At 64.7% G+C, this 21,883-nt stretch carries 20 protein-coding genes; 4 read left to right on the top strand and 16 right to left on the bottom strand.

The window, feature by feature from the left end; all coding sequences use genetic code 11:
- Positions 1 to 76 precede the first annotated feature (76 nt).
- A complete protein-coding gene (locus tag F0Q04_RS05680) occupies positions 77 to 2,014 on the top strand; it encodes a PhoX family protein (RefSeq protein ID WP_116926649.1) in 1,938 nt (645 codons plus the stop codon).
- Between the two features lie 91 nt (positions 2,015 to 2,105).
- On the opposite strand, the gene trxC is transcribed toward F0Q04_RS05680, so the two are convergent.
- The gene (gene trxC, locus F0Q04_RS05675; RefSeq protein ID WP_116926650.1) at positions 2,106 to 2,543 is read right to left on the bottom strand and encodes a thioredoxin TrxC; all 438 of its coding nucleotides are present in this window, start codon (positions 2,541 to 2,543) and stop codon (positions 2,106 to 2,108) included.
- A 68-nt stretch (positions 2,544 to 2,611) separates the two neighbouring features.
- The gene (locus F0Q04_RS05670; RefSeq protein WP_182344877.1) at positions 2,612 to 3,478 is read right to left on the bottom strand and encodes an endonuclease/exonuclease/phosphatase family protein; all 867 of its coding nucleotides are present in this window, start codon (positions 3,476 to 3,478) and stop codon (positions 2,612 to 2,614) included.
- Positions 3,479 to 3,597: 119 nt separating this feature from the next.
- Between F0Q04_RS05670 and F0Q04_RS05665 the strand changes: the two genes are divergently transcribed.
- Positions 3,598 to 4,053: a GNAT family N-acetyltransferase gene (locus F0Q04_RS05665; protein ID WP_116926652.1), complete on the top strand. Its 456-nt coding sequence runs from the start codon at positions 3,598 to 3,600 to the stop codon at positions 4,051 to 4,053.
- A gap of 191 nt (positions 4,054 to 4,244) precedes the next feature.
- A complete protein-coding gene (locus F0Q04_RS05660; RefSeq protein ID WP_182344876.1) occupies positions 4,245 to 4,763 on the top strand; it encodes an AAA family ATPase in 519 nt (172 codons plus the stop codon).
- A 23-nt stretch (positions 4,764 to 4,786) separates the two neighbouring features.
- Here F0Q04_RS05660 and F0Q04_RS05655 read toward each other — a convergent pair whose 3' ends face one another.
- The 4 genes from F0Q04_RS05655 to F0Q04_RS05640 form a co-directional block, all read right to left on the bottom strand.
- Positions 4,787 to 5,494 carry an SDR family oxidoreductase gene (locus tag F0Q04_RS05655; protein ID WP_182344875.1) on the bottom strand — a complete coding sequence of 236 codons (708 nt, stop codon included), beginning with the start codon at positions 5,492 to 5,494 and terminating at the stop codon, positions 4,787 to 4,789.
- 35 nt (positions 5,495 to 5,529) lie between these two features.
- Positions 5,530 to 6,531, bottom strand: a complete 1,002-nt coding sequence (locus F0Q04_RS05650; RefSeq protein WP_182344874.1) for an NADP-dependent oxidoreductase — start codon at positions 6,529 to 6,531, stop codon at positions 5,530 to 5,532.
- Positions 6,532 to 6,587: 56 nt separating this feature from the next.
- On the bottom strand, positions 6,588 to 7,223 hold the full coding sequence (locus tag F0Q04_RS05645) for a TetR/AcrR family transcriptional regulator (protein ID WP_116926655.1): 636 nt from the start codon (positions 7,221 to 7,223) through the stop codon (positions 6,588 to 6,590).
- 70 nt (positions 7,224 to 7,293) lie between these two features.
- A complete protein-coding gene (locus F0Q04_RS05640; RefSeq protein WP_116926656.1) occupies positions 7,294 to 8,184 on the bottom strand; it encodes a LysR family transcriptional regulator in 891 nt (296 codons plus the stop codon).
- A 186-nt stretch (positions 8,185 to 8,370) separates the two neighbouring features.
- On the opposite strand from F0Q04_RS05640, the gene F0Q04_RS05635 reads away from it, so the two are divergent.
- Positions 8,371 to 9,462: an agmatine deiminase family protein gene (locus tag F0Q04_RS05635; RefSeq protein ID WP_182344873.1), complete on the top strand. Its 1,092-nt coding sequence runs from the start codon at positions 8,371 to 8,373 to the stop codon at positions 9,460 to 9,462.
- A gap of 170 nt (positions 9,463 to 9,632) precedes the next feature.
- On the opposite strand, the gene F0Q04_RS05630 is transcribed toward F0Q04_RS05635, so the two are convergent.
- The 10 genes from F0Q04_RS05630 to F0Q04_RS05585 form a co-directional block, all read right to left on the bottom strand.
- On the bottom strand, positions 9,633 to 10,466 hold the full coding sequence (locus F0Q04_RS05630) for a carbohydrate ABC transporter permease (RefSeq protein ID WP_116926657.1): 834 nt from the start codon (positions 10,464 to 10,466) through the stop codon (positions 9,633 to 9,635).
- Entirely contained in the window at positions 10,463 to 11,362 is a 900-nt protein-coding gene (locus F0Q04_RS05625) for a carbohydrate ABC transporter permease (RefSeq protein ID WP_182344872.1), read from the bottom strand. The genes F0Q04_RS05630 and F0Q04_RS05625 overlap by 4 nt, the downstream gene beginning before the upstream one ends.
- 84 nt (positions 11,363 to 11,446) lie before the next feature.
- On the bottom strand, positions 11,447 to 12,745 hold the full coding sequence (locus tag F0Q04_RS05620; protein ID WP_116926659.1) for an ABC transporter substrate-binding protein: 1,299 nt from the start codon (positions 12,743 to 12,745) through the stop codon (positions 11,447 to 11,449).
- Between the two features lie 74 nt (positions 12,746 to 12,819).
- A complete protein-coding gene (locus F0Q04_RS05615) occupies positions 12,820 to 13,845 on the bottom strand; it encodes an ABC transporter ATP-binding protein (protein ID WP_182344871.1) in 1,026 nt (341 codons plus the stop codon).
- A 152-nt stretch (positions 13,846 to 13,997) separates the two neighbouring features.
- Positions 13,998 to 14,192, bottom strand: a complete 195-nt coding sequence (locus tag F0Q04_RS05610) for a DUF2905 family protein (protein ID WP_021028510.1) — start codon at positions 14,190 to 14,192, stop codon at positions 13,998 to 14,000.
- A 37-nt stretch (positions 14,193 to 14,229) separates the two neighbouring features.
- Positions 14,230 to 15,843, bottom strand: coding sequence for an amidohydrolase (locus F0Q04_RS05605; protein WP_182344870.1), 1,614 nt, complete (start codon positions 15,841 to 15,843; stop codon positions 14,230 to 14,232).
- A gap of 577 nt (positions 15,844 to 16,420) precedes the next feature.
- Positions 16,421 to 18,514 (bottom strand): BCCT family transporter, encoded by a 2,094-nt coding sequence (locus tag F0Q04_RS05600; RefSeq protein ID WP_182344869.1) that lies wholly within the window; start codon positions 18,512 to 18,514, stop codon positions 16,421 to 16,423.
- A gap of 240 nt (positions 18,515 to 18,754) precedes the next feature.
- The gene (locus F0Q04_RS05595; protein WP_182344868.1) at positions 18,755 to 19,657 is read right to left on the bottom strand and encodes an ABC transporter permease; all 903 of its coding nucleotides are present in this window, start codon (positions 19,655 to 19,657) and stop codon (positions 18,755 to 18,757) included.
- A 20-nt stretch (positions 19,658 to 19,677) separates the two neighbouring features.
- Positions 19,678 to 20,691, bottom strand: coding sequence for an ABC transporter ATP-binding protein (locus tag F0Q04_RS05590; RefSeq protein ID WP_232539516.1), 1,014 nt, complete (start codon positions 20,689 to 20,691; stop codon positions 19,678 to 19,680).
- Position 20,692: 1 nt separating this feature from the next.
- Positions 20,693 to 21,814, bottom strand: a complete 1,122-nt coding sequence (locus tag F0Q04_RS05585; RefSeq protein ID WP_182344867.1) for an ABC transporter substrate-binding protein — start codon at positions 21,812 to 21,814, stop codon at positions 20,693 to 20,695.
- Between the last annotated feature and the right edge of the window lie 69 nt (positions 21,815 to 21,883).

Here is a 21,883-nt window from a genome sequence, read left to right as displayed (position 1 = left end):
AGTATGTTGGCCTGGATCTCTCATGGGCCTCTGTGGTGCATCCAAACACTACATAACACCCCACGGAGTTACCGATATGAGCGCAGTGCTGACCTCGCGTCGCCGTCTTTTGCAATTTCTGGGCAGCGCACCATTGCTGCCCTTGTCCGGCTCCCTGTCTGCAGCAGGCCTGCTGACCGCCTGCGGCGGCGGTGGTGATGACGATGGCCCGACGGCGGCCTTCAAGTCGGTGAGCTTCTCCAACATGGCAGCGCCCAACCTGACCAACCCCGCAGCGATGGCGACCACCTCGACCACCGCGGTGATGACCATCCTCTACGCCGACGACAGCAAGCGCGAAGTGGCGCTGGCCTACCAATCCTTCTTTGTCACCGGCGACATGGTGGCGGACGGCAAGGGCGGCAAGATCCTGGCGGGTGGCTACTACGACATCAACAACCAGCCCATCATGGACAAGTCCGTGGCCGGCAGCGAGCGGCAGTTTTTCTCTGACTGCCCCGATGGCTCCTCGATCATCCAGGTCGCCGATGCCAAGGTCGACGGCGTCAAGGGCAAGCCCGTGTTTGCCGTGGTGCAGTTCGAGTACACCTCCAAGGACCAGTCGGGCGCCGATGCCTATGGCACCCTGCCCTCGCCCATCGCCGTGCTGACCCTGGACCAGGACCAGGACACCGGCAAGCTGAGCCTGGTCAAATACCACAACGTCGACATGTCCAAGGCCCATGGCCTGTGGATCACCTGCGGCGCCAGCCTCTCGCCGTGGAACACCCATTTGTCCAGCGAAGAGTACGAGCCCGATGCCTTCACCGCTGCCAGCTCGGCCCAGTTCAAGGCCTTCAGCAAGCACGTGTACGGCAACGAGACCACGGCCAACCCTTACCACTACGGCCACCTGCCCGAGATCACCGTCAACAAGGACGGCACCGGCACGGTCAAGAAGCACTACTGCCTGGGTCGCATCTCGCACGAGCTGATCCATGTGATGCCCGACAACCGCACCGCGCTGATGGGCGATGACTACACCAACGGCGGCCTGTTCATGTTCGTGGCCGACAAGGAAAAAGACCTGTCCGCTGGCAACCTGTACGTCGCGCATTACACCGAAGTGCTGACCGACACCTCGACCGCCAAGATGGAGTGGATCCACCTGGGCCACGCCACCAGCGCCGAGATCGAAGCGCTGGCGAACAGCCTCAAGCCGGCCGACATCATGGAGTCGCTGACCACCGACCCGCAGGATGCCAGCTACACCGCAGTGTTCCTGGACGGCAAGGCCGCCTGGCTCAAGCTCAAGCCCGGCATGGAAAAGGCAGCCGCTTTCCTCGAAACCCACCGCTATGCCAACCTGGTGGGCGGCTCGATGGCGTTCACCAAGATGGAAGGCACCACCGTCAACATCAAGGACAAGGTGGCCTACTCGGCACTGGCCAACATCCAGACCTCGATGATCAACGGTGACAAGGCCTGGAATGCCAAGCACAACGTGACCTTCCCCAAGACCGTGAAGGCCGGCGGCGTGCTGGCCCACAACCTGGGCGGCGGCATCAAGGACCGCCAGGGCGCCACCATCAACAGCGAATGGGTGCCACAGCAATCGCACATGCTGATGATGGGCGAGGACATTGCCGCCGACGCACTGGGCAACACCTCCAACCCCGACAAGATCGCCAGCCCGGACAACCTCAAGTTCTCCGAAAAGATGCGCACCCTGTTCATCGGCGAAGACAGCGGCAACCACGTGAACAACTTCCTGTGGGCCTACAACGCCGACACCAAGCAGCTCTCGCGCATCCTGTCGACCCCTGCCGGCGCGGAATCGACCGGCCTGCACGCGGTGGACGAGGCCAACGGCTGGACCTACATCATGAGCAACTTCCAGCACCCTGGTGACTGGAGCGCGCTGCACGCCAAGATCAAGGACCAGCTCGATCCGCTGATCAACGCCAACTACAAGAACAAGTTTGGCGCCTCGGTGGGTTACCTGACCGGCACCCCGCAAGCTGTGAAGCTGTAAAACGGTTCAGAGAGCGTGTGGCCACTCACGCGCTCGCTTCAAAAAGAAAATGCCATCCCGACGGATGGCATTTTTTCGTGGCGCAGTGCGTTTACAAGACCGACTGCAGCCAGCGCACGATCTCAGCGGGCGGCAGCGCGCCGGAGATGCGGGCCGCCTCCTGGCCGCCCTTGAACACCACCATGGTCGGAATGCTGCGGATATTGAAGGGCTGGGCCACATGCGGATAAGCCTCGGTATCGAGCTTGGCAAAGCGCAGCCGGGGTTCGAGCTGCTTGGCAGCCAGCGCATACCCCGGCGCCATCTGCAGACAGGGGCCGCACCAGGGCGCCCAGAAGTCCACGACCACGGGAATGTGGTTGCGCCCCAGCTGCTTGGCAAAGCTGTCGGCATCCAGCGCGACAGGCTCGCCCGTGAACAAGGGCTGGTGGCAGCTGCCGCAATCGGGCTGCTGGGCCAGCTGCGCGCGCTGCACGCGGTTGGTGGTATGGCAATGGGGGCACACAATGTGCAGGCTGTCTTCGGTCATGGGGCACTCTCCTGCTGCCCATCATAGGCAGCGATGCAAACGCCAGTTGCAGGCCGGTGCCGCATATTTCAAGCCAGCGTGATCAGCACCGGCTGGTGGTCGGACAGCTGCGTGGTGCTGTCGCTGTGCCAGGCCCGCACATGGCTGCGCAGGCTGTCGCTGACCAGCGCAAAATCGCAGGCCACCGGCGTGGGGCCCCAGCTGCGGTCAAACACACAGAAGGTGGCCGGCTGCGGCGCGCTGCCATGCAGCAGCGGCCAGCTGTCATGCCACAGTGGCGTGCCATCGTCCTGCAAGGCCACGAGCGCGGCATAGGCCGCCTCACCGGCGTGCAGGTTGAAATCGCCACACAACACCGCGTGCGGCGTGTGCACCGGCGTGGTGTAGGGCGTGGCCGCCGATGCCGCAGCGGGCAGCGCCTGCAGCTGCGCCAGAGCCTGGGCATGGATCGCCCGCAAGGCCTGCACCTGCGCCAGGCGCTGGCTGGCGCTGTGGTATTCCAGATGCGTGCACATCACGCGCACCAGGCCCAGCACCGGGTCACGCACCGTCACCACCAAGCAGCCCCGGGGCATGCTCACCACACCGGCCTCGGCCAGCCAGGGCAGCCGGTGCTGCGCCACCTCGGCCACCGGCAGGCGGCTGGCCACCAGATTGCCAAAGCTGCGGCGCTGGCCGCTGGCATCAAAGCCATCGGTGGTGGCGGCAAAAAACAGCTGCCAGCCCGGCAGCAACGCCTGCAGCTGCGCCACCTGGTCACCCGGCGCGCCCGCCAACGCGCCGTGGCCCACCGCGACCTCCTGCAGGCACAGCACATCGATGCCGCCCGCGCCCGCGCCCTCGCCCATCGCCAACGCATGGCGCACGATGCGCGCCGGATCGGCCAGGCCATCGAGGCCGCAGCACCATTGCACATTCCAGCTCAGTATTTGCATGTGGGAAACTCTGTGGATAGCCGCGCCCGCTGGCGCAGTTGCCGGTGATTGTGCAGCAGCGGCGATGCGTTTGCCATGCCTGCAGCCAAAGCCAGCCCCTGCGCGCTTATAGTCGGGCGATGCGCAACCCCCAGCCAGATTCCTTTCAAATCCGCCCTGCCACCGTGGGCGACGTCGACGCCATGTTCCAGGTGCGCCTGGCGGTCACGGAAAACAGCATGACCAGCGCAGAACTGGCCGCCGCCGGCATCACGCCCGCCTCCATTGCCGAGGCTATTCGCAGCGCCCCTTGCGCCTGGGTCGCCACCATCGATGGCGAGGTCGCCGGCTTTGCGATGGTGGACCTGCGCAGTGCCTGCCTGTTTGCACTGTTTGTGCGCAGCGGCTGCGAAGGCCGGGGTCTGGGCACCGCGCTGTGCCGGGCCGGCGAGCAGGCCTTGTTGGCGCAGCATGAAGCAGCCTGGCTGGAGACAGCCAAAGCCAGCCGCGCCGCGCGCCTCTACCGCCACCTGGGCTGGGGCGATGAGCGCGATGTGGGCGATGGCGATATCCGCCTGACCAAGCGGCGCGCCTGACGCTACGCAGCGCTGCACGCTGTCTGGCCTTCTGTTCTTACTTCTGCTACATTGCGCAGATGGCCCTGTGCACCACCCCCCGAATTATTCGCATCGTCATACCGACGGTGGGATAGCGCGCGGCCAGGTCACCATGCAACCCACCCTGGAGGTGGGTTTTCCGTCTCTGGGGTTTCCTCGAAGGAGATGGAATGAACACTAGCCAAGCGCCTGATACCTCAGCCAATAACCACACCGGCACCCTGCACCTGCTCTGCGGCAAGATCGCCTCCGGCAAGTCCACCCTGGCCCGGCAGCTCGCGGCGCAGCCCCGCACGGTGCTGGTCAGCGAAGACGCCTGGCTCGCCCAGCTCTACCCGGATGCGCTGGTCTCGGTCCAGGACTACGTCCGATTGTCTGAACGACTGCGGGGCGCGATGCAGCCCCACATCGTGGCGCTGCTCCAGGCCTGCACCTCGGTGGTGCTGGATTTCCCATCGAACACCCCCGCCACCCGCGCCTGGGCGCGCCGCATTTTTGAGGCAGCCGGTGCCCCGCATGCGCTGCACTGGCTGCAGCTGCCCGACGAAGAATGCAAGCGCCGCCTGCGGGTGCGCAATGCGTCTGGCGAGCATCCATTTGAAACCAGCGATGCGCAGTTTGAGCTGATCAGCCAGCACTTTGCAGCGCCTTCAGCGTCAGAAGGCTTTCAGCTGGTGCTGCACCGCTGATAGGCGCTGCCGGTGGCCAGAGCTTAAGAACGCTGCGGCAGATAGCTCGGCCGGTCCGCCGCCAGCCCGCGCTTGACTTGCTGCGTCAGGTCATCGGCCAGCACCTCGTCCAGCCCCGCTTCGAGCGCATCGAGCGTGCGGCCGACAATGTCGGCCGGGCTGGACTTGGGGGCATCCAGCCCCCGTGTCAGGTCGGTATCGACATAGGCCATGTGCAGGCCCAGCACCTGCGTCTTCTGGGCGGCCAGTTCGTAGCGCAGCGAATTGGTCAGCGACCAGGCGGCCGATTTGCTCGCCGAATAGGCGGCCAGTTCGCTGCCATTCACCCAGGAGGCAATCGACAAGACATTGAGCAAGCCACCACCGCCATTGGCCGCCAGCACCGGCGCAAAGGCCTTGCTCATGCGCAGCACCGCGAAGAAATTGGTCTCGAAGATGCGGCGAGCCACCGCTTCGCTGTCTTCGGCGAGAAAGCCTCCCGGCTGGGCGATGCCGGCGTTGTTGATCACCAGGGTCACATCGGGCGCCTGCGCCACGGCCGCCGCCACATCCTCGGGGTTATTGACATCCAGCCGCAGCGGATGCACCCCCGCTTGGGGGCTGATATTGGCGGGATCGCGTGAACCGGCGTAGACCTTGCGGGCACCGCGGGCGAGCAACTCGCGCACAAAGGCCTGGCCGATGCCACGGTTGGCACCTGAGACAAGAACGACAGCGTTAGCAATTTTCATGGGAATCTCCACGTTTACCGAGGTTGAAAGAGCGCTCACGGGCGCTTAATGACGACTTTGCCTTTGGCATGACCGGCCTCGACATAGGCCAGCGCTTCAGGGGTGCATTCGAAGGGAAAAACGCGATCCACCACCGGACGGACCGCGCCCGACTCGATCAGCGCGGCGATCTCGCGCAACTGCTCGCCACTGGCTTGCATGAAGAGGAACGAATAGCCCACACCCCGCTCCTTGGCTTTTGCGCGGATGCCTGCGCTCAGCCACCGCATCACCCACGTCAAAAGACGGGGTGCAGCGATCGCCTTGCCAAAGTCGGGATCGGGGGGGCCTGAGAGGGAGATGAGCTGTCCACCGCTGCGCAGCACGCGCAGCGATGCACCGAGCGCCTGCCGGGGCTGGCTGTGCAGCACCACGTCGTAGCCGTGCAGGACGTCTTCGAACTTCTGGGCTCTGTAGTCGATGACGGTATCCGCACCCAGGCCTTTGACGAACGCTGCATTGGCGGCGCTGGCGGTGGTTGCCACTGTGGCGCCCAGGTGCTTGGCCAGCTGGATGGCGAAGCTGCCCACCCCGCCTGCGCCTGCCTGGATGAACACCTTCTGCCCAGGACGCAACGCCGCTTTGTCAACCAAGGCCTGCCATGCCGTCAAACCCACCAAGGGGATGGAAGCCGCTTCCTCCATCGTGATGCCTTGGGGCTTATGGGCCAACGATGCCTCTTTGACGGCAACCCACTGCGCAAAACCGCCGATGTGCAAATCATCGAGCCGCGCATAGACCGCATCGCCGCGCTTGAACTTCTGCACCCGGGATCCCACCTCGACCACCTCCCCAGCGATGTCGTGGCCCAGGATGAGTGGCAGGGGATAAGGCAGGATGCGCTTGAACTCACCGCTTCGGATCTTGGCGTCCAGCGGGTTGACGCCAGCGGCATGCACCTCCACCAGCACCTCATCCTCGCGCGGCTGCGGCTTGTCGACATGCGCCAACCGCAACCGGCTCTTTTTGCCATAGCGATCCAGCACAAACGCTTGCATGGTCTTATCTCGCATGATATTCATCATATTAAAAATCAAAAAAAAGCAGCGCGCTGCTAGGCGCTGCTGCCGGGTGCGAGGTCTGCCGCCCGATCGGCGGGCAGCAGATGCTGAAGCGCCGCTTCGCGCAAGCTGTCCGACAGCGCCGCGTCGTCCACCGCGCGGGCCAGCAGCAGGCTGCCCACCATCGTGGACAAGGCCACCATAGCGCGCTCATGCGCTTGCGCCTGCCCCCAATCGGGCGATTGGCGGGCGATGAGATCCACCATGCCCTTGATGTGCTGGGTGGTCACGCGGCGCACTTCCGGCGCCTGGCGTGCGGTCTCGGACCCCAAGGCCACCAGCGGGCAGCCTTGCTCGGCATGCTGCACATGGGCTTTCGAGAGGTAAGCGCGCAGCACGGCATCCCAGGCCTGGTCAGGGGTTGCCTGGGTCGCAACCTCGGCCACCGCGGCAGCAGACTCTGCACACGCCAGCTGCGCAGCTTCTGCCAGCATTGCCTCGCGCGAGGCGAAATGCGCGTAGAAGGCCCCATGCGTCAGGCCCGCCTCTTTCATGATGTCGGCCACCCCCGTGCCGCCATAGCCGCTGCGGCGGATGGCGCGGGCAGCAACGGACACAATGCGCTCATGCGTCGCTTGCTTGGCGGCAGCCCGGGTGTTGGAAGTTTCATTTCGCATGATGCTCATCATACATAATTTTCAGACCCTGCGCATCGCAGGGTAAATGCCTCGCACCATTGGCGCAGCACCGGGCACACGGTCACCGTGGTTGGCCTTGCGCGCCCAGCCACTGGAAGACCTGCGCAACCATGTCCGAACGGGCGGGCCCAGACACGCCCGACAGCCACCAGGTGGTGCCCGGCAAGCGCGGGTAGCCTGGCAGCAGCTGCAGCCGCCCGCTTGCCACGCTCCCTTCCACCAACAGGCTGGGCAAGCAAGCGATGCCCTGCGCGGCTAGCACGGCATCGAGCACCAGCCGCGCATCGTCATACATGGCGCGCTTGCGGAACTGCGCCAGCGGCCCCAGGAAAAGCGGCGCCGTGGCTTCGGAAGTAAGGCTTTCTTCCAGGCACACCAGATCGGCATGCAGGTGTTGCTGCTCCTGCGGGATGCGGCCCAGCTTCTGGGCGATACCCGCATCGGCCACCAGCAGCCATTCGTCCTGCAGCAGAGGCCGCTCATCCAAGCCTGGCTGCAACAGCGGCCTGCGGCTGATGGCAATGTCCACATCGATCTCATCGACAAAGCGGGCGCTCTCGTCGGCCGACAGCACCAGGCTCAGCCCGGGCAGCAGCGCATGCAACGCGGGCAGCCGGGGCTGCAGCCAGCCGCGCAACAGCGGCGCGGGGCAGACCAAGGACACCAGGCCCGGATCGAGGTAGGTGCCAATGCGCTCCATGCCGCTGCGCAGCACGGTGAGCGAGCGCTGAACGCTGCGCAGCAGCACCTCGCCTGCGATGGTCAACTCCACACCGCGCCCCGCACGCCGAAACAGCGGCTGCATCAGCTGCGCTTCGAGCTGCTGCACCTGGTGGCTGATCGCAGACTGGGTCACATGCAGCTCATCGGCTGCGCGTGAAAAGCTGCCATGCCGGGCGGCGGCCTCAAACCCCATCAACAGCTTCAACGAAGGGATACGCGGCTCTGACATATGAGAGATATTAATGAATTAGCACAAATCTTATCATTTGATCTCATACCTACCGCCATCCACAATGCGACCTCGTCCGAATATTCGGCAACGCAACGGCTCCGAACAGGAGCCATTGGAAAAGTGATGAAGACAGGTCAAGATGTGATGCGCGATGGCGCGAACGACCCCATGGGAGCCACCACCATGCAACGACGACAATTTCTCTCGGCCGGCGCCACCTTGGCCGCTGGCACAACGGCAGGCATGCCAGCGCAGTCGGCGCCCGCGGCAGACCGCCAAGGGCGCATGCCCGATGAAGGCGAGCGCCATGCTGCGACCTGGATGGCCTTTGGTGCCAGTGACGCAATCTGGGGCCGGCGGCTGAAGGCGGGCGCACAGGCCAACCTGGCACTGATTGCCCAGACCATTGCCCAGATGGAGCCGGTGCAGATGCTGGTCAACGCCCAGGACTACGACCTGGCCGCGCGCCTGTGCGGCAGCAAGGTCAAGCTGCTGGTGCAAGACATCGATGACCTGTGGATGCGGGACACCGGCCCGGTATTTGTGAAGACGGCAGGCGGCGGTCTCGCCGGGGTGGATTTCAACTTCAATGGCTGGGGCCGCAAGCAATCCCACCGCCATGACGCCCAGGTCGCGGCCTTTGTGGCCGGTACGGCAGGGGTGCCCTTGCTGAAAAGCAGCCTGGTCCTGGAAGGCGGCGGCATTGAAGTGGATGGCCAGGGCACCGCCATCATCACCGAGAGCTGCGTGCTCAACGCCAACCGCAATCCCGGCGTCAGCAAGGCGCAGTGCGAGCAGGAATTACACCGGGTGCTGGGGATAGACAAGGTGATCTGGCTGCCCGGCATTGCCGGCCACGACATCACCGATGGCCACACCGACTTTTATGCCCGCTTCTGCGCGCCCGGGGTCGTGGTTGCCGGTGTTGACAACGACCGGTCCTCGCCAGAATATGCGGTCACCCAGCGCCACCTGGCCATCTTGCGCAAGGCGGCGGACGCGCGTGGCCGCCCCTTGCAGGTGCTGCGCATGCCGGGGCCTGACGAAGTCCGGCCGCAGTATGAGAGCAAGGATTTTGCGGCAGGCTATATCAACTTCTACGTCTGCAACGGCGCGGTGATCAGCGCGGAGTTTGGCGATACCCGCGCTGACCGCAACAGCCGCGCCCTCTTGCGCGAGCAGTTCCCGGGGCGTGAGATTGTGCAGCTCAATATCGACGCCATCGCGGCGGGCGGCGGCGGCATCCACTGCACCACGCAGCAGCAACCGGCCTGAGCGGAAACTGCGGCTCAGCAGGCCGCGGGGACAGGGTGACCCGTTACTGGGCAGCAGCGCACCGCCCAGGCTTTCTGTCACAGCGCCCGCATCGGCCAGTGAAGGGACAGCCGCAAAGAACTTCAGCGCCACATTCTCGCGGCGCTGTGGTGGCGTGCTGATGCCTTCCGCTATTTGATCCCTGCCCGCATAAAGCTCTGCACAAACTGGCGCTGGAACAGGATAAAGCCGACGAGAAGCGGCGCCGAGGTCATCAAGGTGGCGGCAGTGATGGTGGACCAGTCCACGCCCTGCTCCACGCTGGAGAACACCTGCAGCCCGACGGTGAGCGGGCGCGATTCCACGCTGTTGGTGATGATCAGCGGCCAGAGAAAGTTGTTCCAGTGAAAGCTCACGGAGACCAGCGCAAAGGCGGTGTAGACGGGCCGGGCCAGCGGCACATAGACACGCCAGAGAATCTGCAAGGTGCTGGCCCCTTCGACACGCGCGGCGTCGTCCAGCTCCTTGGGGATGCCCATGAAGGTCTGGCGCAGCAAAAAGATCGCAAAGGCCGAGGCAAAGTACGGCAGGCCAATCGCAAACAAGGTATCGACCAGGCCCAGCCGGGCCATGGTCTGGTAGTTCTCCACCAGCAGGATGTCGGGCATGATCATCAGCTGCACCAGCACCAGCGCGAAGGCGATGTTCTTGCCCCGGAACTGGTAGCGCGCAAAGGCAAAGGCCGCCAGGGTGGACAGCACCAGCTGCGCCGCCAAAATCATGGCCACCAGCAGGCTGGTGTTCAAAAAGTAGCGCGCAAAAGGCGCCGCGTCCCAGGCCTTGCGGAAGTTCTGCAAGGTCCAGGGCGCAGCCAGGTCAAAGCGGATAGCGTAGTCGCTGGGGTGGAAGGCCGTCCAGAACGCATAGGCCAGCGGCAGAATCCACAGCAGCGCCAGCAGCCAGGCGGCAACGGTGTCCAGCCAGGTGTGGCGGTAGATGACGGCAGGGGCTTGGCTGCGGCTCATTGGTAGTGCACCTTCTTGTCCAGCACAAAGAACTGGAACAGCGCCACACTGGAGAGCACCACCACCAGCACCACGGTGATGGCCGCTGCATAGGCCGTATCCCAGAACTTGAAGCCCACCTCATACAGATGGTAGAGCAGCAAGGTGGTGGCATTGTCCGGCCCGCCCCGGGTCAGGATAAACACATGGTCGACCAGGCGGAAGGCATTGATCACCGCATTGACCAGCACAAACACCGTGGTCGGCATCAGCAGCGGCCACTGCACCCGGCGGAAAAAGTACCAGCGCGATGCGCCCTCAATGGCGGCGGCCTCCTTCAGGCTGGGGTTGAGCGTTTGCAGCGCAGCCAGGTAGAAGATCATGAAAAAGCCCGCCTCCTTCCACACTGCCACCAAGGTGATGGCCGCCAGCGCGGTCGAGGGGCTGCCCAGCCAGTTGTGCGAGGGCAGGCCCAGCGCGCCGGTGACCTGCTCCAGCAGGCCGTACTGCGGCGTGTAGAAGAACAACCAGATATTGGCCACCGCAATCATCGGCAGCACCGTGGGCGTGAAATACGCCATGCGCACAAAGGTGCGGCCTGCGATGCGCTCATTCACCCAGACCGCCATCAAGAGCGCCAGGCCGATGGACGCGGGAATCGTGGCCGCCGCAAACCACAGATTGTTGCGCACCGCCTGCCAGAACACCGGGTCATCGGCCATCGCCTGGTAATTCTCGACACCCACCCACACCGCCGCACGCGCGCCCTTGGGGGTGGAATAAAAACTGTCGATGAAGGTGGCTACGGCCGGCCAATGGGTGAATGCCACCAGCAGCACCAGCGCAGGCAGCAGCAGCAACCAGGCGTGGATGCTGCGCTGGCCGCTGCCGGCAATGGACGAGGAAGAGGCGCTCATGCGTTGGGTTCTCTCAACCGGGCTGGGGCCTTGCCCCAGCCCTGGCCCGGCATGGTCTGCAAGCAGGCCACGCCGGGTACGGCTTTACTGGTAGCTGCGCAGGATGCGGTCCGCTTCCTTCTGCGCATCCTTCATCGCCTGCGCCGAGGTCTTGGTGCCGTTCAGCGCGGCCTGCACGGCATCGTTCAGCACCTTGGTCACGCGCTGGTTGTCATGCGTGGAGAACTCGGCCACCGAGACGGGCAGCTGGTCGCGGGCCACCAGCGCCTGCGGGAAATCCTGGCCGTACTGCTTCAGGATCGGCGTGTCATAGGCGGCAGGCGATACGGCCACATAGCCGCTGTCCATGCTCCACTGCGCAGCGCGCTCGGGCTGGGTCACCCACTTGGCAAATTCGAAGGCGGCCTGCTGCTGCTCTTTGGGTGCCTTCTTGAAGATGTAGAAATTGCCGCCACCGGTGGGCGAGCCCCCCTTGCGCACATGGCCGGCAATCTGGCCGACCCCGAAATCAAACTTGGCGTTGGCCTTGATATTGGTCAGGTTGCCGGTGGTGGTGACGATGATCGCGGCCTTCTTTTCCATGAAGTCCTTGGGCGTCGTGCCCCACTCGACCACGCCCTTGGGGTGCAGGCCTTCCTTGGCCAGGTTGACCCAGAAGTCCAGCGCCTCAATCACCTTGGGGTTGTCGAAATTCACCTTGGTGCCTGCCTCGTTGGCCAGCAGCACATCGTTGGGGGTGGTCAGGGTCTGCAGCATCCAGTAGGCAAAGCCGGTCGACGGGATCTGAATGCCGTACTGGGTCACATTGCCGCTGGCGTCTTTCTTGGTGAGCTTCTTGGCCGCCTCGCTCAGCTCCTTCCAGGTGGCGGGCGCCTTGTTCGGGTCCAGGCCGGCTTCCTTGAAGGCGTCCTTGTTGTAATACATCACCACGGTGGAGCGCTGGAAAGGCACGCCCCAGGTCTTGCCACCCGTCTGGCTGTTGGCCATGAAGGCGGGGTAGAAGCCCTTGAGCCAGGCCTTGTCGGCATCGGTCTTGGCAAAGTCGTCGATCGGCACGATCGCGTCTTCGTCGATCAGCGTGAACATGTCGGTCGACAGCAGCACCGAAGTGGCCGGCGCCTTGCCCGCCTTGTTGGCGGTGAGCGCCTTGACGATGGTCTCCTGGTAGGTGCCCGCATAGATCGGCGTGATCTTGTACTGCGGATGCGCCTTGTTGAAGTCATTCGCATAGCCGTCGATCACCTTGGTGATCGGGCCGCCCACAGCCACAGGGTAGTAGAACGGCACTTCCAGCGGATCGGCGGCATGCGCGAGGCCCGCACCCAGGCCCAGCATGGCGACGGCCGATACGGCCAGGGTCTTCAAAAAGATATTGCGTTGCACGGAATCACTCCTCGGGTTATGCGCCTGCCTGCAGGCGCTGCACAAACAGTTCAGTCAAAGAAAAAGGGCTTGCTTCAGGCCATGCGCCGACCATCGGCATCGAAGAAATGCATGTCTTCCGCGCGCCAGGCCAGGCGCAGCGCCTGGCCCACGGCCACTGCCTGCTGGCCGGGTGCGCGCACGGTGATCTGCTCGCTGCCAATCGCGCAGCGCAGCACCATATCGGCGCCCAGGTATTCCGTGCCGATGACTTGCGCATCCACGCCCTCAGCCCCCAGGCAATGCACCGCCTCGGGTCGCAGACCCAGCAATGCCGCGCCAGCTGGCACCGGTAGCTGCACCTGGCTGCCGGCAATGGCGCCTTCGCTGAGCCGCAGCAAGTTCATCGCCGGTGTGCCAATAAAGCGCGCCGCAAAGGTGCTGGCCGGACGCGCATACATCTCGCGCGGGGTCGCACATTGCTCGACCCGGCCCTGGTGCAGCAGCACCACCTGGTCGGCCATGCTCATCGCTTCGGTCTGGTCATGGGTGACATAGACCACCGTGAGCCCCAGGCGCTGCTGCAGCTCGCGCAGCTCGGCTCGCATCTCCTGGCGCAGCTGCGCGTCCAGGTTCGACAGCGGCTCATCCATCAGGCAGACATGGGCCTGGGCTACCAGCGCCCGGCCCAGCGCCACGCGCTGCTGCTGGCCGCCCGAGAGCTGGCCTGGCTTGCGCTCCAGCAGCTGCGACAGGCCCAGCAGCTCGGCTGCATCCTTCAAACGTTTGTCGGCCTCGGCCTTGGGCACCTTGCGCACTGCCAGGCCAAAGCTGATGTTCTCGGCCACCGACAGATGCGGAAACAGCGCATAGTTCTGGAACACCATCGCAATGCCGCGCTGTGCTGGCGGCAGCTGCGTCACATCGCGCCCCCCAATCAGCACCTGGCCGGCGCTGGCGGTCTCCAGCCCTGCAATGATGCGCAGGGTCGTCGATTTGCCGCAGCCCGAGGGGCCCAGCAGCACGCAAAAGCTGCCCGGCGCGATCTGCAGATCGACCGCATGCAGCGCCGTGGTGCTGCCCCAGGATTTGGCAACCTGCCGTAACTCAATGCTTGACATCGCGCCAGTGTATGAAAGCACGGTGACAATTTGTTTACAAGCTTTCCCTTAGCTGACAAGGCGCTCCAGGGGCGGCGGGTCTATCCACCCCCGAGATTTGCTTACAACCATGACAGATGCTGCGGTGCAGCAGTGGTCGGCGCTCCCTGGGCTTACAGCCAGCGCGCAATCCCGGCCGCCAGCAGGCTCAGCACCACGGTCGTCGCAATCGGCAGCCACAGGGTTCTGCCAAACAGCCGAATCTCGAAATCCCCCGGCAGCCGCCCCAGCCCCAGTTTGCGCAGCAGCGCGGCAAAGCCGTTGAGCAGCAGCAGCGCGAGGAAAATGACAATCAGCCAGCGGATCATCGCAGCGCCTCCGGCAGGTGAATGGGTCGCGAAGCCATCATGCGGCGCAGTAGACCTGCTCGCCGGCAATCCAGGTGGCTTGCACGCGCAGGCTGCCAATATCGGCAACCGGCACGGTGAAGATATCGCGGTCCAGCACCGCAAAGCTGGCCTCAAAGCCGGGGGCGATCTGGCCCAGTTGGCCCTCAAACGGCGACAGGCTGGCCGCGCGTGCGGTGTAGAGCAGCAGGGCCTGGGGCACCGTCAGCGCCTGGCTGTCCACAATCGGGGCGCCGTTGTAGGCGCGGCGCTGCACGGCAGCCTGGATGGAGACAAAGACATTGTCCGGATCGGCCCAGGTGGTGGCCGGCGCGTCGGACGACAGCGCCACATGGTCGATCTCGTCATAAAAGGTCTTGAGCGCGTAGGACTGGTCAAACTCGGAATCGACCAGGTTCTCGGTATACGCCTCGTACTCGGCAAACATGAAGATGATCTGCGTGGCCACGCCCCACTGCATCGGCATCGCATTCATCTGCGCAATCTGCGCGGGCTTGAGCAAGGTGGCGTGCTCCAAGCGCACCGAAGGCACGCCCGCAGGCAGCCAGGGCTTTTTATCGGCAAAGAAGTCAATCACCAGCTGCAGGGCCGCATCGCCCATCGCATGCACCGCCATTTGCGCGCCATTGGCCACTGACCATGCATAGGCCTGCGCCAGCGCCGCGCTGCTGAGCAAGGACATGCCAAACAGGCTGCCCGTGTGCTTGTAGGCGCAGCTGCACCAGGCCGTCTTGCCAGAGATGGAGCCATCGGCAAACAACTTGATGCCGGCAATCTTGATGCGGCCCTCCTTTTGCGCGGCCTGCAGCCCCGCCAACAAGTCGCCCTTGCAGGGCTCCCAGGAAAAATACAGCGCTGCCTGCTGCTTGAAGCCGGCCTGGGCGGCATCGCGGTAGACATCGAGGTGGTGGAAGGGCTGGGTGAAGGCCATCATGTCGGTCACCGCGACAATGCCGCGCTCGCTAAAGCGCTGCGAGGTGCGCGCGAGGCTCCCCACCGCCTGCGCGTAGTCCAGCACCGCCTTGGCGCGCTGCACCACGCTGTTGGCCGCCAGCTCGGTCAAGACGCCATTGGGCGAGCCATCGGCATCGCGGCCAAAGTGGCCGCCGATGGGGTCGGGCGTATCCTTGCCAATGCCCGCCAGCGCCAGCGCGCGGCTGTTGCAAATGCCCGAATGGCAGTCGGAGCGGCCCACATAGATCGGCTGCGTGGTCGATACCAGATCCAGGTCATGGCGCGTGGGCGTGCGCCCTTCCTTCAGCTTGGACTCGTCATAGCCCCAGCCCTCAATCCAGTCGTTGGGCCCCAGCCCCGCCTTGGGGTGGCTCTTCAACGCCGCAATCAGCCCCGGAATGTCTTCAACCAGCGGCACCGTGCAAGGCACTGCATCGACGATCTGCGACAAAAAGGTGGGATGCGTATGCACATCAATAAAGCCCGGCACCACTGTGCGCCCCTGCAAATCCACCTGCTGGTCGGCCGCCGGCTGCGACGCATCACCCACATGCCCCACCCAGCGCACCATGCCATCCTCCACCACAAAAGCCGAGGCGAAATCGCTCTCGCTGCGACCGGTAAAAACATGGGCGTTGGTGAACAGACAAGAAGGCATGACAGAGGCTGCAAAAAGCAAAGGCGGCAAAGAAGCCGCCATTGTCGGCGATTGCAGGAACCACCCAAAGAACCTAACGCGCTGGCTGTTCAAAACAGCCACCCATGCAGCGAGCGCAGCGTCCGAACCACCACCACCAATGGCGAGATGGGCGCGTAGGCGCGACGTCGGGGGCGCAGACAATTCGCCTGTATGGCAAGCCCCCGCAACAAAGCCTACGCGCCCATATCGCCACCCCAGTACGAAGACTGCCAACGCTACCAACCAAGTCAAAGACGCCAGGGCGAGGAATGAACCCACCGCGTCGCAGTTCATAACAAGCAATCAGGCAGCAAGCGCAGCGCCTGAACCGCCAACATCCATGGCGAGATGGGCGCGTAGGCGCGGCGTCGGGGGCGCAGACAATACGCCTGTATGGCAAGCCCCCGCAACAAAGCCTACGCGCCCATATCGCCACCCCAATACGAAGACTGCCAGCGCCCCAGCCAAAGTCAGCACCGCCAGAGCATTCCCCCCCCAGCGCATAACCAGACAAGACACAAAAAGAAAAACCCACCCGAAGGTGGCCACAAAAAACTTACACCGGATCCGTATGCCCTGGTGCCCGGTTCAAGAGTTGCGTTCGCTTGTCTGCGCTGAGGGACAGATAGCGCTCGTACTGGCGCAGGATGTCGGCGATGAGCTCCTCGCTGCGCAAGTACTGCACGTCATAGCCCGAGCGCCCATCTTCGAAGAAAGTCACCGGCTCATACATGTAGCGGCGCGCGTTGCTGCCGGCGCTCTCGCGCACGGTGAACGTGGGCATGGTGCGGCGCACGGCGCGCACGCCGTAGACAAAGTCGCGCAGCTGCTCGACCGGCACGACCAGGCGTGCTTCGCTGTCGGCATCGCCCTCCAGGCTGTCTTGCACATGCGCCTGCAAGCCCCGCTTTTGCATTTCTGCAGCCACCTCGTTCATCGCAGGCAGCACGGTGGTGCTGAGGAAGCGCTGTACATCGTCCTTGTGCGGCTGGTGCACGATCTGCTCGAGGCGCTTGCGCCAGTGCTGGCCGCTCCAGAAGTTGGTGGCGGGCGCCAGGTCGGGCGAGTAATGGGCCAAGTCGGCCACCATGCCGCGCCACAGCCCCACGCACAGCACCAGCATGATGAAGGCCACCGGCAAGGCGGTCACCAGGGTCACCGCCTGCAGGGCGCCCAGGCCGCCGGCGAGCAGCAGCACGATGGACGTAAGACCCAGCAGCACGCACCAGAACAGGCGCTGCCAGACGGGCGACTCGTGGTTGCCACGCGAAGCGATGGAGTTGACCACCAGCGCGCCCGAGTCCGCCGAGGTGATGAAGAACACGCCAATCAGCAGCACCGCCAGCCACGAGACGGGCTTGACCCAGGGCAGGTACTCGAAGAAGCGGAACAGCAAGGCGTCCACATTGGTGGCGGTCTGCGCCAGCGCGCCTGCGGCCACATGGCTGTCGGTCCAGATCGCACTGTTGCCAAAGGCCGTCATCCACAGCAGGTTGAACGCGGTGGGCACCAGCAGCACGCCGATGACGAACTCGCGCACCGTGCGGCCGCGCGAGATGCGCGCGATGAACAGGCCGACAAAGGGCGACCAGCTCACCCACCAGGCCCAGTACAGAATCGTCCAGCCACCAAACCAGCCCTCCTCGCGCGACGGCGCATAGGCGAAGGTGCGCAGCGACATTCCCACCAGGCCCTGCAGGTAGTTGCCGATGTTCTCGCTCAAGGCCTTGAAGATATGCGCGGTGGGGCCGGCGATGATGACAAAGCTCAGCAGCAGCACCGACAGGAGCATGTTGAATTCGCTCAGTCGCCGCACGCCCTTGTCCACGCCCAGCAGCGCAGACAGGCTGGCCAGGGTCACCACCACGACGATGACGGCCACCAGGAACCCGGAGGTCTCGGTTTCCCAGCCGGTCAAGGTGTGGATGCCGGCGGCGATCTGGCGCGCGCCATAGCCCAAGGTGGTGGCAATACCGGCAATGGTGCCCACCAGCGCAAACGCATCGACGCCGTGGCCAATGGGCCCGTTGATGCGCTCGCGCAGCAGCGGATACAGGCCCGAGCGCATCGTCAGCGGCAGGTTGTAGCGAAAGCCGAAATAGGCCAGCACCAGGCCCATGGTGCCGTAGACCGCCCAGGCATGAAAGCCCCAGTGGAAGAACGTGGCCTCCATCGCCTCGCGCGCGGCGGCGGGCGTGCCCGGCTCCTGTGTGGCCGGGTTGAGGAAATGCTGCAGCGGCTCGCCCACGCCAAAGTACATCAGGCCAATGCCCATGCCGGCGGCAAACAGCATCGATGACCAGGAGACAAAGCTGAACTCGGGCTTGGCGTCATCGGGCCCCAGGCGGATATCGCCATAGCGGCTGGCCGCCAGCACCACCAAAAACAGCAAGAAGGCGCTCAGCGCCATCACATAGAACCAGTCAAAACTGGCCACCACCCAGCGCTGCGCGCCAGAGAACAGGCGGTCTGCGGCATCGGGCGCCAGCACGCACACGAGCAGCAGGACGCCGAGCACCAGCAGTGCAGGCACCACCACCGGCAGCGACATGGTCGAGCGCTGGCTGGCCTGCGGCGCCTGCGCAGCCGGCTCCGGGGCCGCGGCGTCGGCCTCGGGCGACACCGCAGTATCTGAAGAAGAATTGGTCATAGGTACACCCCTGTTGGGAGCACGCCCCGTCTGTCACAGGCGCGCCGCAGCAGCCCGCCGGCCCCCAATGGGCACGATCAGGCATCGCAAAACCTATCAGTATGCAATAAATGATTGCAAAAATGCTATACCCAACATCCAGCAATCTTTAACAATCGCCAATGTCCTACATTTCCAGCGCTGCCGGCGCGCGGCCGTTTGTTGGAGGGCGGCCACAGCAGCCGCATCCCACAAGCCGCGTCAGCGCTGCACACCCCAGCGCTTGACGGTGACCCTCTCCAACGGGTGAAAGCCCAGGTTCTCGACCAAGAGGCCAATGATGATCACCAGGGCCAGCCCGGCAAACACCTGGTCGGTATAGAGCTCGTTGCGGCTTTGGAAGATGTACCAGCCCAGGCCCCCCTTGCCCGACGAGGCGCCAAACACCAGCTCGGCGGCAATCAGGGTGCGCCAGGCAAAGGCCCAGCCAATCTTCAGGCCCGACAGGATGGACGGCAGCGCCGCAGGAACCAGGATTTGCAGCACATAGCGCGCGCCGCGCAGGCCGTAGTTGCGGCCGGCCATGCGCAAGGTCTCGGGCACGCCCTGAAAACCGGCATAGGTGGCCAGCGCCAGCGGCCAGAGCACCGAATGCACCAGCACCGCCAGCAAACTGGCCTGCCCCAGGCCCAGCCACAGCAAGGCCAGGGGCAACAGCGCAATTGCAGGCAGAGGGTTGAACATGCTGGTCAAGGTGGTCAGCACATCGCGCCCCCACTGGCTCGATACCGCCAGCAGCGTCAGCAGCAAGGCCCCGGCCACGCCCAGCAGATAGCCTTGCAGCAAGATGCCCAGCGATATCGCCGCCTTGCCCAGCAGCGCGCCATTGCCCAGCTCGCGCAGCAAGGTCGCAGCCGTCTGGCTGAAGGTGGGCAGGAGCAGGTCGTTGTTCTGCCAGCGCGCTGCCAGCTCCCACAGGGTGGCCAGCACCACCAGAATGATGGCCTTGCGCAAGGCCGGATGCTGGAGCAAGCGTTTGGCCAGCGGCAAGCGGCGCACCGCCAGGTGTGCCGGGGCATCGGGCAGCGAGTATTCGGCCTCGGGCCGCAGCGGTGGCAGGGCCTTGGCAGCGCCAGGCCAGGCCGTCAGGGGGGTGGATGCCATAGCGGGTCTCGTTTCTCGTATCAGGCCACGCGGCGCAAGCCAGTGGTTGCGCTGCTGTCCAGGCTAGCGGCGGTGGGCGCGCCAGCACGGTCTTCGTCAAACAGTAGCCGGTGGATGCGCTGGTGCGCGGCCTCGAACTCGGCGCTGCCGCCGCTCGCCAGGCCAAAGGCATGGGCGTTGATCTCGGCCCGCAAGCGCCCGGGGTGGGGCGAGAGAATGGCCACGCGGCTGCCCACGACCAGCGCCTCCTCGATCGAATGGGTGACAAAGACCAGCGTGAAGCGCAGCTCGTCCCACAGCGCCAGCAGCTCTTCCTGCATGCGCCGGCGCGTCAGCGCATCGAGGGCCGCAAAGGGCTCGTCCATCAGCAGCACCTGCGGGTGCATGGCCAGCGCACGGGCAATGGCCACGCGCTGCTTCATGCCGCCTGATAGCTGGTGCGGGTGCACATCGGCAAAGCGGCTCAGCCCCACCTTGTCCAGGTAGAGGTCGGCGCGCTCGCGCGCCTCGGCCTTGCTGCAGCGGCGCGAGGCCAGCAGCGGGAACATCACGTTCTCACGCACCGTCTTCCAAGGCGGCAGCTGGTCAAACTCCTGGAACACCATCACCCGGTCTGGCCCGGGGCCCTCGACCGGTTGGCCAGCCAGGCGGATCGCCCCTTCGCTGACCGGCACAAAACCGGCCATGGCCTTGAGCAGGGTTGATTTGCCGCAGCCAGACGCCCCCAGCAGCACAAAGCGCTCGGCCGCATGCACCTGCAGGCTGACCTGGTGGGTGGCACGCAGCACGCGCTCGTCGGTCACATAGTCGATGCTGACCTGGTCGACTTCCAGCAAGGCGCCGCCCGCCTGCGCAGCCTGGCTGTGCAAGGTCTGGCTGGGTGCCGCTGATGGGATGGGGTGGGCACGGCTGACCAGGCGGTCGGCCAGCTCGGCCTCGGCCAGGCTGGCATAGGGCTCGGCAGCGCTGCGCAGCCAACTGCCGCGCGACAGCGCAACATCACCCTCCTGCGCAAAAACGTGGGGCCAGCGCATCTCAGCTCCCCCCGGAGATGCGCGGGTCGTCAAAGAAATAGTCGCGCACCGATTCGGGCTTGGTCTTGATCACCCCCACCCGCTGCAGGAACTGGCCCAGGCCCACGGTGTTCTGCGGCTGGATCGTGAACTGCACCTGCGGGTTCTTGATGATCTGCAGGATCAGGTTGCGATCGACCTTGCCGCCGCCACCGCTCTTCAAAAAAATATCGGCCGCCTGCTCGGGGTTGGCCTGCACAAAGCGGGCCGATTCATCGAGCGCATCGAGGAAGGCCCGGTAGGTCTTGGGGCTTTCCTGGCGGAACTTCTCGGTGGCGTAGAGCACGGTGGACGAGGCCGGCCCACCCAGCACCTCATAGCTGTTGAGCACAATGCGCGCATTGGGGTTGCCAGCCAGCTCCACCTCCTGGAACGGCGGGTTGCCAAAGTGCGCGGTAATCTCGGTGCCGCCCTTGATGATGGCCGCTGCCGCATCGGGGTGCGGCAAGGCCACCTGCAGCTTGTCAAGCCGCTGGTAGTGCTGCTCGCCCCAGAGCTTGGCCGAGGCATACTGCAGCACGCGCGACTGCACCGAGACGCCGACGGCCGGCGTGGCAATGCGGTCCTTGTCGCTGAAGTCGGCAATCGTCTTGACCTGCGGGTTGTTGCTGACCAGGTAGTAGGGAAAGTTGCCCAGCGACGCCACGCCCTTGACGTTCTGCTTGCCCTTGGTGCGGTCCCAGAGCGTAAAGAGCGGCGCAACGCCGGCGCCGCCAATATCGACATTGCCCGAGAGCAGCGCATCGTTGACCGCCGGGCCGCCGGAGAACTGCAGGTAGCTGACCTTGATGTCCACCCCCTGGGCCTTGCCCTGCTTTTCGATGAACTGCTGGTCCTGCGCCACATTGAGCAGCAGATAGACGATGCCGTACTGCTGCGCAATGCGCAGCTGGCCTTCGGCCGCCTGCGCGCCGCCTAAAGCCACGCCCCAGAGCGCAGCGGTGGCGGCCAGCACGGCTGCCGCATGCTTGCTGGCAGAGCCGAGGCTGGCGCCATGGGCGGCGGCAGCGGGACGACTGGAAGATGTGGTGGACTGTTTGCCGGGCGGCTGGCTGCGCAGCGCCCAAGGATTGCGGATGTTCATAGTGCGTCAAGAGGTATGGCTGGAATCGTTGGGCCGCAGCGCAGCACCACCGCGCTGTGAGAGCGGGTG

Source organism: Comamonas koreensis (assembly GCF_014076495.1).
Lineage (GTDB): Bacteria > Pseudomonadota > Gammaproteobacteria > Burkholderiales > Burkholderiaceae_C > Comamonas > Comamonas squillarum.
Note: the sequence above shows the minus strand (reverse complement) of the source record. Positions and strands in the feature narration are given on the sequence as shown.

Excerpts from the sequence above, each read along its gene's own strand:
- F0Q04_RS05680 (WP_116926649.1), top strand. The coding sequence starts at position 77 with ATGAGCGCAGTGCTGACCTCGCGTCGCCGTCTTTTGCAATTTCTGGGC.
- trxC (WP_116926650.1), bottom strand. The coding sequence starts at position 2,543 with ATGACCGAAGACAGCCTGCACATTGTGTGCCCCCATTGCCATACCACC.
- F0Q04_RS05670 (WP_182344877.1), bottom strand. The coding sequence starts at position 3,478 with ATGCAAATACTGAGCTGGAATGTGCAATGGTGCTGCGGCCTCGATGGC.
- F0Q04_RS05665 (WP_116926652.1), top strand. The coding sequence starts at position 3,598 with ATGCGCAACCCCCAGCCAGATTCCTTTCAAATCCGCCCTGCCACCGTG.
- F0Q04_RS05660 (WP_182344876.1), top strand. The coding sequence starts at position 4,245 with ATGAACACTAGCCAAGCGCCTGATACCTCAGCCAATAACCACACCGGC.
- F0Q04_RS05655 (WP_182344875.1), bottom strand. The coding sequence starts at position 5,494 with ATGAAAATTGCTAACGCTGTCGTTCTTGTCTCAGGTGCCAACCGTGGC.
- F0Q04_RS05650 (WP_182344874.1), bottom strand. The coding sequence starts at position 6,531 with ATGCAAGCGTTTGTGCTGGATCGCTATGGCAAAAAGAGCCGGTTGCGG.
- F0Q04_RS05645 (WP_116926655.1), bottom strand. The coding sequence starts at position 7,223 with ATGATGAGCATCATGCGAAATGAAACTTCCAACACCCGGGCTGCCGCC.
- F0Q04_RS05640 (WP_116926656.1), bottom strand. The coding sequence starts at position 8,184 with ATGTCAGAGCCGCGTATCCCTTCGTTGAAGCTGTTGATGGGGTTTGAG.
- F0Q04_RS05635 (WP_182344873.1), top strand. The coding sequence starts at position 8,371 with ATGCAACGACGACAATTTCTCTCGGCCGGCGCCACCTTGGCCGCTGGC.
- F0Q04_RS05630 (WP_116926657.1), bottom strand. The coding sequence starts at position 10,466 with ATGAGCCGCAGCCAAGCCCCTGCCGTCATCTACCGCCACACCTGGCTG.
- F0Q04_RS05625 (WP_182344872.1), bottom strand. The coding sequence starts at position 11,362 with ATGAGCGCCTCTTCCTCGTCCATTGCCGGCAGCGGCCAGCGCAGCATC.
- F0Q04_RS05615 (WP_182344871.1), bottom strand. The coding sequence starts at position 13,845 with ATGTCAAGCATTGAGTTACGGCAGGTTGCCAAATCCTGGGGCAGCACC.
- F0Q04_RS05610 (WP_021028510.1), bottom strand. The coding sequence starts at position 14,192 with ATGATCCGCTGGCTGATTGTCATTTTCCTCGCGCTGCTGCTGCTCAAC.
- F0Q04_RS05605 (WP_182344870.1), bottom strand. The coding sequence starts at position 15,843 with ATGCCTTCTTGTCTGTTCACCAACGCCCATGTTTTTACCGGTCGCAGC.
- F0Q04_RS05600 (WP_182344869.1), bottom strand. The coding sequence starts at position 18,514 with ATGACCAATTCTTCTTCAGATACTGCGGTGTCGCCCGAGGCCGACGCC.
- F0Q04_RS05595 (WP_182344868.1), bottom strand. The coding sequence starts at position 19,657 with ATGGCATCCACCCCCCTGACGGCCTGGCCTGGCGCTGCCAAGGCCCTG.
- F0Q04_RS05590 (WP_232539516.1), bottom strand. The coding sequence starts at position 20,691 with ATGCGCTGGCCCCACGTTTTTGCGCAGGAGGGTGATGTTGCGCTGTCG.
- F0Q04_RS05585 (WP_182344867.1), bottom strand. The coding sequence starts at position 21,814 with ATGAACATCCGCAATCCTTGGGCGCTGCGCAGCCAGCCGCCCGGCAAA.